15 protein-coding genes are annotated in these 14,014 nt (G+C 69.8%); 9 read left to right on the plus strand and 6 right to left on the minus strand.

The genetic code is table 11. From position 1 onward, the window contains the following. Positions 1-1,419, minus strand: a complete 1,419-nt coding sequence (gene leuC / locus EOJ32_RS03225; RefSeq protein WP_127897687.1) for a 3-isopropylmalate dehydratase large subunit — start codon at positions 1,417-1,419, stop codon at positions 1-3. 357 nt (positions 1,420-1,776) lie between these two features. Between leuC and rsfS the strand changes: the two genes are divergently transcribed. From rsfS to EOJ32_RS03255, 6 genes are all read left to right on the plus strand, one after another. Beyond that, the gene (rsfS, locus tag EOJ32_RS03230) at positions 1,777-2,142 is read left to right on the plus strand and encodes a ribosome silencing factor (protein ID WP_045982838.1); all 366 of its coding nucleotides are present in this window, start codon (positions 1,777-1,779) and stop codon (positions 2,140-2,142) included. Positions 2,143-2,151: 9 nt separating this feature from the next. Next, on the plus strand, positions 2,152-2,619 hold the full coding sequence (gene rlmH, locus EOJ32_RS03235; protein ID WP_045982811.1) for a 23S rRNA (pseudouridine(1915)-N(3))-methyltransferase RlmH: 468 nt from the start codon (positions 2,152-2,154) through the stop codon (positions 2,617-2,619). A 94-nt stretch (positions 2,620-2,713) separates the two neighbouring features. Continuing rightward, positions 2,714-4,228 carry a 2,3-bisphosphoglycerate-independent phosphoglycerate mutase gene (gene gpmI / locus EOJ32_RS03240; RefSeq protein WP_127897688.1) on the plus strand — a complete coding sequence of 505 codons (1,515 nt, stop codon included), beginning with the start codon at positions 2,714-2,716 and terminating at the stop codon, positions 4,226-4,228. Next, positions 4,225-5,394 carry a murein hydrolase activator EnvC gene (locus EOJ32_RS03245; RefSeq protein WP_045982813.1) on the plus strand — a complete coding sequence of 390 codons (1,170 nt, stop codon included), beginning with the start codon at positions 4,225-4,227 and terminating at the stop codon, positions 5,392-5,394. Before gpmI ends, EOJ32_RS03245 begins: the two co-directional genes overlap by 4 nt. 16 nt (positions 5,395-5,410) lie before the next feature. Continuing rightward, a complete protein-coding gene (locus EOJ32_RS03250) occupies positions 5,411-6,832 on the plus strand; it encodes a S41 family peptidase (RefSeq protein WP_127897689.1) in 1,422 nt (473 codons plus the stop codon). 4 nt (positions 6,833-6,836) lie between these two features. Continuing rightward, positions 6,837-7,334 carry an RNA pyrophosphohydrolase gene (locus tag EOJ32_RS03255; RefSeq protein WP_127897690.1) on the plus strand — a complete coding sequence of 166 codons (498 nt, stop codon included), beginning with the start codon at positions 6,837-6,839 and terminating at the stop codon, positions 7,332-7,334. On the opposite strand, the gene bluB is transcribed toward EOJ32_RS03255, so the two are convergent. The 4 genes from bluB to EOJ32_RS03275 all read right to left on the minus strand — a co-directional run bounded on the left by bluB (position 7,331) and on the right by EOJ32_RS03275 (position 10,471). After that, positions 7,331-8,005 (minus strand): 5,6-dimethylbenzimidazole synthase, encoded by a 675-nt coding sequence (gene bluB, locus EOJ32_RS03260; RefSeq protein WP_127897691.1) that lies wholly within the window; start codon positions 8,003-8,005, stop codon positions 7,331-7,333. The two genes, EOJ32_RS03255 and bluB, sit on opposite strands and share 4 nt — an antisense overlap. Beyond that, a complete protein-coding gene (locus EOJ32_RS03265; protein ID WP_127897692.1) occupies positions 8,002-9,270 on the minus strand; it encodes a lytic murein transglycosylase in 1,269 nt (422 codons plus the stop codon). Before EOJ32_RS03265 ends, bluB begins: the two co-directional genes overlap by 4 nt. Before the next feature lie 118 nt (positions 9,271-9,388). Then, entirely contained in the window at positions 9,389-9,721 is a 333-nt protein-coding gene (locus EOJ32_RS03270) for a hypothetical protein (RefSeq protein ID WP_127897693.1), read from the minus strand. Between the two features lie 3 nt (positions 9,722-9,724). Continuing rightward, positions 9,725-10,471 carry a DUF421 domain-containing protein gene (locus tag EOJ32_RS03275; protein ID WP_240542482.1) on the minus strand — a complete coding sequence of 249 codons (747 nt, stop codon included), beginning with the start codon at positions 10,469-10,471 and terminating at the stop codon, positions 9,725-9,727. Positions 10,472-10,582: 111 nt separating this feature from the next. Here EOJ32_RS03275 and EOJ32_RS03280 point away from each other — a divergent pair, with 111 nt between their 5' ends. Beyond that, positions 10,583-11,053 (plus strand): YbaK/EbsC family protein, encoded by a 471-nt coding sequence (locus EOJ32_RS03280; protein WP_046000692.1) that lies wholly within the window; start codon positions 10,583-10,585, stop codon positions 11,051-11,053. A gap of 52 nt (positions 11,054-11,105) precedes the next feature. Next, positions 11,106-11,942 (plus strand): aldo/keto reductase, encoded by an 837-nt coding sequence (locus EOJ32_RS03285; protein WP_127897694.1) that lies wholly within the window; start codon positions 11,106-11,108, stop codon positions 11,940-11,942. Here EOJ32_RS03285 and EOJ32_RS03290 read toward each other — a convergent pair. Further along, positions 11,930-12,724 carry an alpha/beta hydrolase gene (locus EOJ32_RS03290; RefSeq protein ID WP_127897695.1) on the minus strand — a complete coding sequence of 265 codons (795 nt, stop codon included), beginning with the start codon at positions 12,722-12,724 and terminating at the stop codon, positions 11,930-11,932. The genes EOJ32_RS03285 and EOJ32_RS03290 overlap by 13 nt on opposite strands. 61 nt (positions 12,725-12,785) lie before the next feature. Here EOJ32_RS03290 and kynU point away from each other — a divergent pair, with 61 nt between their 5' ends. Beyond that, a complete protein-coding gene (kynU, locus tag EOJ32_RS03295; protein WP_127899266.1) occupies positions 12,786-13,973 on the plus strand; it encodes a kynureninase in 1,188 nt (395 codons plus the stop codon). Positions 13,974-14,014 lie beyond the last annotated feature (41 nt).

Below are 14,014 nucleotides of genomic sequence, written 5' to 3' on the forward strand. Positions count from 1 at the left end.
TCAGGCCGGTTCGTGTGCGAATTCGCGGATGTCGGTCAGGCGTCCGGTGACGCCGGCGGCGGCCGCCATCGCGGGGCTCATCAGATGGGTGCGGCCCTTGTAGCCCTGGCGCCCCTCGAAGTTGCGGTTGCTGGTCGCGGCGCAGCGTTCGCCGGGCTTCAGCTGGTCGGGGTTCATGCCCAGGCACATCGAGCAGCCGGCCAGCCGCCATTCAAAGCCCGCGTCGATGAAGATGCGGTCCAGCCCTTCCTCCTCGGCCATGGCGCGGACCAGGCCCGACCCCGGAACGACCATGCCGCGCACGCCCGGCGCCAGCTTGCGCCCGCGCAGCACGTCGGCGGCCGCGCGCAGGTCCTCGATCCGGCCGTTGGTGCAGGATCCGATGAAGACCGCGTCGATGGCGATGTCGGTCAGCGGCGTGCCGGCGGTCAGGCCCATGTAGTCCAGCGACCGGCGCGCGGCATCGACCTTGCCGCCCGCAAAGCTTTCCGGGTCGGGCACGGATGCCGTGATCGGCAGCGCGTCTTCGGGGCTGGTGCCCCAGGTGACGGTCGGCGCGATGTCCTCGGCGCGGATGGTCAGGACCTTGTCGAAATGCGCGCCGTCGTCCGAGAACAGCGTCTTCCACCAGGCGACGGCGGCCTCCCACTGGGCGCCCTTGGGCGCATGGGGACGGCCCTTGACGTAATTGAACGTGACCTCGTCCGGGGCGATCAGGCCGGCGCGGGCGCCGCCCTCGATCGCCATGTTGCAGATGGTCATGCGGCCTTCCATCGACAGGTTGCGGATCGCCTCTCCGCAATATTCGATGACATGGCCTGTGCCGCCTGCGGTGCCGGTCTCGGCGATGATGCGCAGGACGATGTCCTTGGCGGTCACGCCGGGGGCCAGGCGTCCGGTGATCTCGACCTTCATGTTCTTGGACTTGCCCTGAATCAGGGTCTGGGTGGCCAGCACATGCTCGACCTCGGACGTGCCGATGCCGTGGGCCAGCGCGCCGAAGGCGCCGTGGGTCGCGGTATGGCTGTCGCCGCAGACGACGGTCATGCCGGGCAGGGTCCAGCCCTGTTCGGGGCCGACGATGTGCACGATGCCCTGGCGGATGTCGTTCACCGGGTAATAGACCACCCCGAATTCGCGGGCGTTGCGGTCCAGCGCATCGACCTGGATGCGGCTTTCCTCGTCGTCGATGCCGGTCTGACGGTCCAGCGTGGTGGGCACGTTGTGGTCGGGCACGGCGATGGTGCGTTCGGGCGCGCGGACCGGGCGGCCGGTCATGCGCAGCCCCTCGAAGGCCTGCGGGCTGGTCACCTCGTGGACCAGGTGGCGGTCGATATACAGAAGGCAGGTGCCGTCTTCCTGGCGGTCCACCACATGGGCGTCCCAGATCTTGTCGTAAAGCGTGCGTGCAGGGGTCATGGCTGAGGTCTTTCGGCTGTGATGCAGGAAGGGTGACGGGCGGGCAGCCGTCAGCCCTGAGCGGTCACGCCCAGCATCTCGCCGTAGAAGCGGCCCGGCAGGCGCGCGCGGTCATGAATGTCGAAATAACGCATCATCGGGCCAGATTAGGCCAGCATCCGCCTGCTGGCAAGCGCGCGCATGTCAAGGAAAATGCCGCGAGAGATTGAGACGGGCCGAAAAGATGCTATGTTGGGTGAACCCCTGCGCCGGGGGCTATCGGCGCGCGGACCGGAGGACTACACCCTGTCACAAGACGCCCCGTCGGCCGGTCGGCCGACCTCGACCCAGCAGACCAGCCAGCATACCAGTGACGACATGCTGGCCTTGGTGCTGAATTCCCTTGATGACGACAAGGCCGAGGAGGTCGTCAGCATCGACCTGCGCGGTCGCACGGCCATTGCCGACCACATGGTCATCGCCTCGGGGCGCAGCTCGCGTCAGGTGGGCGCCATCGCGGAGAAGCTGGCCGAGCGCGTGAAGCAGGTCACCGGCCGCAGCCCGCGGATCGAGGGCAAGGATGCCGGCGACTGGGTGCTGATCGACACGGACGACGTGATCGTCCACGTGTTCCGCCCCGAGGTCCGCGACTTCTATCAGCTGGAAAAGATGTGGCTGCCCGCCGATGCGCTGGCCCGCGTGCGCGAACCCGCCCAACCGTCCAGCTATCAGCCGCAGGACTGATCCGCCGCGATGCGGATCGACATCGCCGCCGTGGGGCGGCTGAAGACCGGCCCCGAGGCGGCGCTGGTCGCCGACTACCTGCAGCGATTTGCCAAGACCGGCCGCAGCCTGGGGCTGCCGGCCGTGTCCGTCGTCGAGGTCGAGGATCGCCGCGCCGGCACCATGGCCGCCGAGGCGGAGCTGCTGTCCCGCGCCATCCCGCCCGGCGCGGCGGTGGTGATGATGGACGAACGCGGCGATCAGCCGACCTCTCCCGAATTCGCCGCGCGGCTGGCGGACTGGCGCGACCAGGCGCGCGACGTGTGCTTCGTGATCGGCGGCGCGGACGGGCTGGATCCGTCGTTGCGGGCGCGGGCCGACTGGCAGATCAGCCTGGGCCGGATGGTCTGGCCGCATCTGCTGGTCCGCGTGATGCTGGCCGAACAGCTGTACCGCGCCGCCACGATCCTCGCCGGGTCGCCCTATCACCGGGCGTAGGGGGCACCGGGCATAGGGGGGCACCGGGCAAGGGCGGGCTTGGTTGCCGCCGCCGCCCGCGAGGCGTAAGTAAGGGCAAAACCGCGAGGCTCCGATGACCAAACCCGTGATCCTGTGCATTCTGGACGGCTGGGGCCAGTCCACCCGACCCGAACAAAGCGCCCCGGACCGGGCGGCGACCCCGAATTTCGACCGTCTGATGCGCGACTGTCCCCATGCGACGCTGGTGACGCACGGTCCCGACGTGGGCCTGCCGCGCGGCCAGATGGGCAATTCCGAGGTGGGTCACACGAATATCGGCGCCGGACGCGTGGTCGCGATGGACCTGGGCGCGATCGATCTGGCGATCGAGGATGGCAGCTTTGGCCGCAACGCGCCGCTGCTGGCGTTCATCGACCGGCTGAAGGCCACCGGCGGGACCGCGCATCTGCTGGGTGTCGTCTCGGATGGCGGTGTTCACGGTCATATCGTCCATGTGCTGGCCGCGGCCCGCGCGGTGGCCCAGGCAGGCGTGCCGGTGGTGATCCACGCGATCACCGACGGCCGCGACGTGGCCCCCGATTCGGCACCGGGCTTCCTGGCCACGCTGCAGGACGGGCTGCCTGCAGGGGCGCGGATCGGCACGGTGATCGGTCGCTATTACGCACTGGATCGCGACAGCCGCTGGGACCGGGTGCAGCGCGCGTTCGACGCCATCGTCGCCGGACAGGGAGAGGCCGCGCCGGACGCCGCGTCCGCCATCGCCACGGCCCATGCGCGCGGCGAGATGGACGAGTTCGTGCCGCCCTTCGTCATCGGTGGCTATGCAGGTGCGCGGGATGGGGACGGGGTCTTCTGCCTGAACTTCCGCGCCGACCGCGCGCGTGAAATCCTGTCTGCCCTGGGTGATCCCGTCTTCGACGGCTTTGACGCCGCCACGCGCCCGGCCTGGGCCGCGATGCTGGGCATGGTCGATTATTCGACCCGCCATGACAGCTTCATGCATGCGGCCTTTCCCAAGCGGCAGGTGCAGAACACCCTTGGGGCCTGGGTCGCGGCCAAGGGCCTGCGCCAGTTCCGCCTGGCCGAGACCGAGAAATACCCCCACGTGACCTTCTTCCTGAACGGCGGCAAGGAAACGCCCGAACCGGGCGAGGATCGCCACATGCCGCAAAGCCCCAAGGTCGCGACCTATGACCTGGCGCCCGAGATGGCGTCCGTCGAGGTCACCGACAGGCTGGTCCAAGTGATCGGTCAGGGCTACGATCTGATCGTGGTGAACTATGCCAACCCCGATATGGTCGGCCATACCGGCGATCTGGACGCGGCCGCCCGCGCCTGCGAGGCGGTGGATCGCGGCCTGGGCCGGATGCTGGCCGCGCTGGACGCGGTCGGGGGGGCGGCGGTGATCTGCGCCGATCACGGCAATTGCGAACAGATGATCGACCCGGTGACGGGCGGGCCGCATACCGCGCACACGCTGAACCCGGTCCCGGTCATCGTCTATGGCGCGCCGGGCGTCACGGGTCTGCGCGACGGGCGCCTGGCCGATCTGGCGCCGACGGTCCTGGCGCTGATGGGGCTGGATCAGCCCTCCGACATGACCGGGGAAAGCCTGATCGTCCCATGAGAACCCGCCTTGCCCTGGCGCTCTGCGCCGCCCTTGCCGGTCCGGCCCTTGCGCAGACCACCCCCGCCAACCAGGCGGTCGCGGATGCCGAGGCCGCCGCGGCGCTCCTGCGCGCGGCCATCGGCCAGCTGGCCGAGGCGGTCAGCGCCGACGACCAGGTGGTGGCCCTGACCGAGGTCATTCGCGGATACGAACTGGGCCTGGCCGCCCTGCGCGGCGGCCTGCGCCAGGCCAGCGGCCGCGAGGCCGAGCTGCGCGACCGGTTCGAGGCGCAGCGCGACCAGCTGGCGCGCGTCCTGGGCGCGATGACCGCGCTGCAGCAAAGCCCCGAATCGACGATGCTGCTGCATCCGGCGGGGGCGCTGGCCAATGCGCGGTCGGGGATGATCCTGTCGGGCGTCACCCCCGGCCTGCGGGCCGAGGCCGAGGCCCTGCAGGCCGATCTGGACGAGATCGCCACCGTCCGCCAGCTGCAGTCGAACGCCGCCGGCATGCTGGGCAGCGGCCTGGACAGCGTCCAGGAGGCCCGCCGCCTGCTGGCCAGCGCCGTGACCGACCGCAGCTCGATGCCCGCGCGATATGCCGAGGACCCCGAGGAGCTGCAGGCCCTGCGCGCGGCCGCGCAGAGCCTGGACGATTTCGCGACCGGCATCGCGCGGATGGAAAAGGACGTGGGCGCGCCCATGGACGATTTCGAGGGCGCGCGCGGCAGCCTGGCCCTGCCGGTGGTGGGGACCGTGCTGCGCCCTTATCGGGAGCCGGACGCGGCGGGGGTCAGCCGACCGGGCTGGGTGATCGCCACCGCCCCCGCGGCGCTGGTGCAGACGCCCTGGCCTGCGACGATCCGCTATCGCGGGCCGTTCCTGGATTACGGCAATGTGATGATCGTCGAGCCCGCGCGCGGCTATCTAATGATCTTCGCAGGCCTGTCCCAGGTCTTTGGAGAAGTGGGCGACGTCTTGAAGGCGGGCGATCCGGTGGGCTTGATGGGGGGCGCGGAAGCCCCCGCCCAGGAATTCGGATCGCAATTCGTCGCCGATGCCGCCCAGGGCGCCGAGGCCGGACGCAGCGAGACGCTGTATCTGGAACTACGCCAGGGCAATGAAACGCTGGACCCCGCCGACTGGTTCGTGCTGAATCCCGTCGTCGACCCGCAACAGGACTGAGGCAGGAAAGACCGCCATGAGACATTATCTGATCGCAGGCCTGGGGGGCGTTCTGGCCGGAGCCCTGGCCACCACCCAGATCGCCGGTCCGCTGCTGGCGCAGGAGACGGCCGAGGGGAATGCCTCGGTCTATCAGCAGCTAGAGCTGTTCGGGAACATCTTCGAGCGCATCCGCACCGACTATGTCGAGGCACCCGAGGACAAGGAGCTGATCGAGGCGGCCATCAACGGCATGCTGACCTCGCTTGACCCGCATTCCAGCTTCCTGTCGGCCGACGATTATTCCGACATGCAGACCCAGACCCGCGGCAGCTTTGGCGGCCTGGGGATCGAGGTCAGCCAGGAGGAGGGTCTGGTCAAGGTCGTGGCCCCCATCGACGACACGCCCGCCGCGAATGCGGGCATCCAGCCGGGCGACTTCATCACCCATGTGAACGGCGAATCGCTGCTGGGCCTGCCTTTGGACGACGCGGTCGAGATGATGCGCGGCCCGATCGGGTCCGAGATCACCATCACCGTCCTGCGCGAGGGCGAGAGCGAGCCGTTCGACCTGACCATGTCGCGTGACACGATCAAGCTGACCGTGGTGCGCAGCCGCGTGGAGGGCCATGCGGTCGTGCTGCGGGTGTCCACCTTCAACGACGAGACCTATGACACGCTGCAGGCGGAACTGAAGAAGGCCGTCGAGGAAGCCGGCGGCATCGACCGGGTCACCGGTTTCGTGCTGGACCTGCGCAACAACCCCGGCGGCCTGCTGAACCAGGCGATCAGCGTCAGCGACGCCTTTCTGGACGCCGGAGAGATCGTCAGCACCCGCGGCCGCAACCCGGACGAAAGCGAACGCTGGAACGCCGAGGCAGGCGATCTGGCCGAGGGCAAGCCGATGGTCGTGCTGATCAACGGCGGTTCGGCCAGCGCGTCGGAAATCGTCGCGGGCGCCTTGCAGGACCACCGCCGCGCCATCGTCGTGGGCGAGAAGTCGTTTGGCAAGGGTTCGGTCCAGACGGTCATGCCGGTGACCGCCGACAGCGCCATCCGCCTGACCACGGCGCGGTACTTCACCCCGTCGGGCCGGTCGATCCAGGCCCTGGGCGTGCAGCCCGACATCCTGGTCGCCCAGCCCGCTCCGGCCCCCGAGGTCGAGGAGGAGGAAGCCCGCAGCAACAGCGACTTCAGCCGGTCCGAGGCCGACCTGCGCGGTGCCCTGGGCAACGATGTCAGCGACGAGATGCGCAAGCAGATGGAGGAGGAGGCCGCCGAGGTCGAGGCCACCGCCGCGTTGCGCGAGGAGGACTATCAGCTGGCCTATGCGGTCGACGTGCTGAAGGGTCTGGCCGCGGTGAACTTCCGCGCCGACCAGGTGCCTGCCGCGGAGACGCCCGCGGTCACGGGCGAAGGCGCGGGCGAGGGGGCCGAGGCCGCCCCGGACCAGGGCTGAACCGATGGACGGACGCATGGGGCCGGGCGGCCTGCCGTACCGGCCCTGCGCCGGCGTGGTGCTGATCGACGACCGGGGCCTGATCTTTGCCGGGCGCCGGATCGACCGCAGCCCCGACCAGCCGCCTGCGTGGCAGATGCCCCAGGGCGGCATCGACGAGGGGGAGACCCCGCGCGAGGCCGCGCTGCGCGAGCTGACCGAGGAGACGGGCATCGACCCGTCGCTGGTCGAGGTGCTGGACGAGACGCCAGACTGGGTCTTCTACGACCTGCCGCCCGAGATGGTCGGCCGGATCTGGAAGGGCCGTTATGGTGGGCAGTGCCAAAAATGGCTGGCGCTGCGGTTCCTGGGCCAGGACACCGACATCCGCATCGATACCGCCCATCCCGAGTTCGACCAGTGGCGGTGGATGCGGGCCGAGGACGTGCTGGACAGCATCGTGCCCTTCAAGCGCGCGGTCTATTCCGAGGTGCTGGGCGCGTTCCGGGTCCATCTGGCCTAGGGCGCGGGCCAGCGATCCTCCAGGATCAGGTCGTCCAGCGGCAGGCGCGCCGCCCAGCCCCGGCTTTGCAGTTCGGGCTGGCGGTATAGTTCGGTGACATGGCCGATGCACAGATAGGCCACCGGCACGACATGGTCGGGCAGGTGCAGCAGACCGCGAAGGTCGTCGGGCCGGAAGATGCTGACCCAGCCCGCCCCGATGCCTTCGGCCCGCGCGGCCAGCCACAGGTTCTGCACCGCGCAGGCGGTGGAGTACAGATCGGTCGCCGGGTCATGGGTGCGGCCCAGCACATGCGCGCCGCCCCGCGTCCGGTCGCAGGTGATGCACAGGTTGACCGGCGCCTGCAGGATCCCCTCCAGCTTCAGCGACGAATAGAGCGCCTTGCGGTCGGGAAAGCGGTCGGCGGCCTCGGCATTGGCCGATGCGAAGGCGTCATGGATGCGTCCGCGCAGCGCCGCGTCGCGGATCAGGATGAAGTTCCAGGGCTGCGACAGCCCGACGGACGGCGCTTCATGCGCCGCCTGCAGCAGGCGGCGCAGCGTGTCGGGATCGACCGGGTCGGGGCGGAACTGGCCCCGCACGTCGCGGCGTTCGCGGATCGCGCGATAGACCGCCGCGCGCTCCGCGTTCGAAAACGGCCCCGCCGGGGCGAGGCCGTCGTCGGCACTCACCGGCGCAGCTGGTCCAGCAGGATCGAGGTCGGATAGCCGTCCGGCGTCACGCCGATCGAACGCTGGAAGGCCGAGACCGATTCCATCGTCGCCGATCCGAACAGGCCGTCGATCTCTCCCTGATAGAAGCCGCGCTGTGCCAGGCGCTGCTGGATCTCCTGGCGTTCGGCGGTGGACAGGGTGCGGTCCTGGCGCGGCCAGGCGCCCTGGATGCCCGGACGGCCCGCGATGCGTTCCGCCAGGTAGGACACGCCCAGGGCGTAGTTGTCCGAGTTGTTGTAGCGCAGGATCGACCGGAAGTTGTCGGTGATGAAGAACGCGGGCCCCCGCGCCCCCGCCGGCATGATGATCGAGCCGTTGCCCGCCGGCAGCCCGCCGCCCGACATTGTGCGCACGCCCTGTGCCGACCAGTCGCCGGCCGATCGCCGGGTGCCCTTGCCGATCAGGCCCATGTTGAAGTTCGCGGGCAGGCGGACCTCGGCGCCCCAGGTCGCACCGCGCTGCCAGCCGCTGCGCGCCAAGTAGGCCGCGGTCGAGGCCAGCGAATCGGTCGGGTCCTCGGACCAGATGTCGCGGCGGCCGTCGCCTGTGAAGTCGACCGCGTATTCCAGATAGGAGGTCGGCATGAACTGGGTATGCCCCATCGCGCCCGCCCAGCTGCCCAGCATGTGCTGGGGATCGGTGTCGCCCGCCTGAAGGATCTGCAGGGCGGCGATCAGCTGGTTCTGGAACATCTCTCCGCGGCGGCCGTCATAGGCCAGCGTTGCCAGCGACGGGATGATCTGCATCCGGCCGCGGTTGGCGCCGAAGTTCGATTCCATCCCCCAGACCGCCAGCACGATCTCGCGCGGGACGCCGTACTGCGCCTCGATCCGGGCCAGGACGGGCGACAGCTGCGCCAGCTTCTGGCGGCCGGTGGTGATGCGCACGTCCGACACGGCGCTGTCCAGGTACAGCCAGACGGGGCGCGAGAATTCGGCTTGGCGGCGGTCCAGGCGGATCACCTCGGGGTTGTAGCGGGCCAGCGCCATGGCGCGGTCATAGGTCGGGCCCGACACGCCCGACGACAGGGCGCGGGCGCGGAACTGCTGGACGAACCGCTGCAGGCCGGCCTCGTCGCCGGGATTGGCGGGGGGGATCGGGGTCACGGTCACATCGGCGGGCGCGCGGGGGCCGCCCGCGGCGGGCATGCGCGACATCGGCGATGCACAGGCGGCCAGCGCGCCGATCAGGGTGGTGGACAGAAGAATGCGGGAAAAGCTCATTATGGATCGCCTGTTTTGGACTGCCGAGGTTTCTTGGCCCGGATCTTGATGGCCCGGATTTGGTCTTCTGCGTGCAGTCTAGACGAACCACTCCCGCTTGGGTAGGGCGCGGGCGCGCTTAGTGCAGCAGTGATTCCGGGTCCGGCGCGGTCCCGAACCAGGGCGTCATCTGCGCGATGATGACCGAGTTTTCGGCCAGCGCCCGATCCATCAGCGCGCGTTCCGCCTCGTCGATCTCGTGGCCGTCGGCCAGACGCTCGTCCAGCGTGCCATAGCCGGTGACGTCCAGGGGGGCCATGTCGGCCTGCTTCAGGATCGCCACGGTCTCTCGCACGGCCTCGGGTTCGTCATTGGCCGGGGCATAGCAGACCAGCCCCGCCCCGGTGGCGCCCTTGGGCAGACCGTCGCCCTGCCGCCTGCCCAGCTCGACGACCAGCGTGAAGACCTTCATGGCTTACTCCATCGGTTTGGCGCCGCCCTGGGCGCTTTCGGCCCCTTCGGGCCATTCGGGGGCCTGCCACATGCGGTTGCCGCATTCGGGGCAGGGCGCACGGGTGGCGATGATCTGCGCGCCCGCGGACGCGCCGCACATGGCACAACATGTCTGCCCGTCCATCGCAAGCGCCTTTGCGGGCGGGGGCGGGCCGTTCACCAGATGTTCGGGCGGCAGCAGCGACAGGCCGGGCTGCACCTGCGACCGGCGAAAGACGGACAGCCCGCCGCCCGCCTCCAGATAGGCGGCGCGCAGCTCTCCAAGGTTGCCGACGCCGGCCAGGCGCAGCATCGCCTTGATCTCGGCCAGGCCCAGGTCGCGCTGCGATGCCGCCTCGGGCAGGATGCGCCCGTCCAGGACCAGCGCCACGGGGCGGCCGTCGATGATGCGCTTGGCCCGGTCGAACCGCACGATCAGCCGGTCCAGCACCTTGTTTAGCCCGACGACCACGGTGATGACCGCCATCGCCGCCAGCAGCGGCACGTCGGGATAGAACATCGCGTCGCCCACGGCGGACCCCAGGGCGATGACCAGCAGGAACTCGACCATCGACAGCTGCGCCACGCCGCGCCCGCCGATCCAGCGGATCATCAGCAGCGCATAGACATAGACGAGCAGGGTGCGGACCAGGATCTCGGCATAGAAGAGCGGCGGATGCTCGCCCAGAAACATCCGGGCCAGATCGAAGGGGATGACCGGCTGGTCCATGGGCTGCCTTTCGCGGCGAAGGGGCCGCATCCCGCACAACCGCCGCAGGGGCGGGGGGTTCCACGCGGGCAGCACGCCCGCTAGGCTGCGCACGGCAAGGGAGGGCCGGGGATGAGCGACAGTCTGGAACGGGTCCGCGCGGCCCTGGACGCGGCCGGCGTCGCGGTCGACATCCGCGAGATGCCGGGCAGCACCCGCACCGCCGCCGAGGCCGCGGACGCGGTCGGCTGTGCGCTGGACCAGATCGCCAAGTCGATCATCTTTCACGGCCAGGACAGCGGAGCGGTGCTGCTGTTCCTGACCGCGGGCGGCAACAGGGTCGACCCCGACAAGGCCGCGACGCTGGCCGGAGAGCCGTTGGGCCGGGCCGATGCGGCGCTGGTGCGGGCGCGCACGGGGTTCGCCATCGGCGGCGTCGCGCCGGTGGGGCATCTGTCGCCGGTCAGGGCCTTCCTGGACCCGCGCCTGGCCGATTTCGTGCAGGTCTGGGCGGCGGCGGGCACGCCGCGCCATGTCTTTGCCATCGCGCCCGACCGGCTGCAGGCCGTGACCGCCGCACGGACCGGTGATTTTGTCGCATGAACCCCGCGGCGGGTCCGGGGCGTTGGGACGCGACATCTGAAAGGAAGCCCCGATGACCCAACCCATGATGACCCTGAACGACGGCCGGACCATGCCCCAGCTGGGCACCGGCATCTGGCAGATCGAGGATGCGAAGACCCCCGAGGTCGTGTCCGAGGCGCTACGCGTCGGATACCGGCTGGTCGACGGTGCCGCCGCCTACAAGAACGAGGCCGGGATGGGCCGGGGCATCCGCGACAGCGACGTGGCCCGCGACCAGATCTTCGTCACGTCCAAGCTGTGGAACGACGCGCAGGGGCATGACGCCGCGCTGCGGGCCTTTGACGCGACGATGGAGCGGTCGGGACTGGATTATCTGGACCTGTACCTGATCCACTGGCCGTTGCCGGCGATGGACGCCTATGTCGACAGCTGGAAGGCGCTGATCCGTCTGCGCGACGAAGGGCGCGTACGGTCCATCGGCGTCGCGAATTTCCACGAGCCGCATCTGCGTCGCCTGATCGACGAGACGGGCGTCGCACCCGCGCTGAACCAGATCGAACTGCACCCGTCGCTGGTGCAGGAGCGCATGCGGGCGGTGAACAAGCAGCTTGGCATCGTCACGCAAAGCTGGACCCCCCTGGGCCGCGGCGACAGCTTCGACGCCCCCGCGATCCGCGATGCGGCGGCGCGCACGAGGCGGACGGTGGCGCAGGTGATCCTGCGCTGGCACATCCAGCACGGGCTGTCGGTCATTCCGAAATCGGAAAAGCCCGAACGGCTGGCCGAGAATTTCGACGTGCTGGACTTTACCCTGACGCCCGAGGAGATGTCGGCCATCGACGCGCTGGACCGCGGCCATCGCACCGGGCCGGACCCGGACACGTTCGACTATCGTCAGCCGCTGTAACCCAGCAGGCGACGCATCAGGGGGCTGGCGGGGTCCGCCAGTCCCTCGATCACGTCGAAATGGTGGCGGCCGGGGTCGATGACGCATTCGGTCGCCGCGCCCAGCCCCGCCCAGGCATCCGCCAGCAGCCGGGCGTGGCGGATGAATTCAGGCCTTTCGGCCCCCCCAACCCAAGTCGTGACCGGGATGCCCGTGCGGGGTTCCAGCAGGGCGGGGCTTTCGGATGCGGCCTCGGCCGCGTCCAGGCGCAGGGTGTCGTTCATCGCCGTGCGCATCAGCGGGCGCAGGTCGGTCAGCGGAGAGATGGGCACGCAGGCGGTGACCCGCGCGGCAACCGTCTCGGACAGCACCCCCGGACAGATCATCCGCGCCGCCAGATGCCCGCCCGCCGAATGACCGGTCAGCGCGATGGGCCCTGCGATGCGACCCGCCGCCTCTGCGATCTGCTCCGCGACGATGCGGGTCATGTTGGCGATGCGCGCGTCCGGCGCCAAGGGATAGCCCGGCATGGCGCAGGCCCATCCCGCCGCCAGTGCACCGCCCGCCAGATGCGCCCACAGCGTCGGGTCGAACCGCATCCAGTAGCCGCCATGGATGAACACCATCAGCCCGCGCGGGTCTCCCTCCGGCAGGAACAGATGCCCCCGGCCCAGATCCTGCGGCGGATGGGCGGCGCGGAAGGCCGCCGCCGCCTCGGTCCAGCGGGGGACATAGGTGTCGGCATGCGGGATATGCGCGCCATTGGCATAGGCGTCGTCCCAGTCGGTGATCTGATACAGCATGATTCCCCCTCTTTCGGGCAGCCAATCGCGGCGCTATCGTTGCGTCAAGAGGGAGCCCATGATGACCGATTTCACCAAGACCCGCGCCGCGTTCCACCTGCCGGACGGCATGACCTATCTGGACGGCAATTCGCTCGGGCCGATGCCCCGCGCCGCCGCCGACCGGGTCGCGACCATGATGGCCGACGAATGGTCCCAGATGCTGATCACCGGCTGGAACAAGGCGGGCTGGTATGTCCAGCCGCGCAAGGTCGGCGACCGCATCGCGCGGCTGATCGGCGCGGGGGATGGCCAGGTGGTCATGGGCGATACGCTGTCCATCAAGGTGTTTCAGGCGCTGAGCGCGGCGCTGGCCCTGCGGCCCGACCGGCGGGTGATCCTGTCGGACAGCGGCAACTTTCCGTCGGACCTGTACGTGGCCGAGGGGATCGCCCGCGCCCTGGGCGCGACCCTGCGCGTCGTCGCCCCAGAAGAGGTCGAGGCGGCCATCGGTCCCGACCTGGCCGTGCTGATGCTGACCGAGGTCGATTATCGCACCGGCCGCCGTCACGACATGCCCGCCCTGACTGCCCGCGCGCATGACGCCGGCGCGCTGGCCATCTGGGATCTGGCCCATTCGGCGGGGGCGGTGGACGTGGACCTGCTGGGGTCGGATGCCGATTTCGCGGTGGGCTGCACCTATAAATACCTGAACGGCGGTCCGGGGGCGCCGGCCTTCATCTGGACCCATCCGCGCCACGCCGAACAGGCCGAGCCGATCCTGCAGGGCTGGATGGGCCATGCCGCGCCCTTTGCCTTCGACCAGGAATACCGCCCCGCGCCGGGGATCGAGCGGATGCGCGTGGGCACGCCCCCCGTCATCGCGCTAAGCGCGTTGGAGGCGTCGCTGGACATCTGGGACACGGTCGACATGGCCGCGCTGCGGGCGCGATCGATCGAACTGACCGAGGCGTTCATTGCGGGGGTCGAGGCGCAATGCCCCGACCTGGTCCTGAACAGCCCGCGCGACCCGGCGCGGCGCGGCTCTCAGGTCGGGTTCCGCCATCCGCAGGGCTATGCGGTGATGCAGGCACTGATCGCGGCGGGGGTGGTCGGCGACTTTCGCGCGCCCGACGTGCTGCGCTTTGGGTTCGCGCCGCTTTACAACGATCTGGACGACGTGTCGCAGGCGGTCGCGACCTTGGCGCGAATCCTGCGCGACGGCAGCTGGGACAGTGCGGAATTCCGTCGCAAGGCCGCGGTGACCTAGGGTAAGGGGGCTTTCCAAGGCGGCCAAAACCGTCGACAGAT

The organism is Paracoccus sp. Arc7-R13 (assembly GCF_004010775.1).
GTDB lineage: Bacteria > Pseudomonadota > Alphaproteobacteria > Rhodobacterales > Rhodobacteraceae > Paracoccus > Paracoccus marcusii.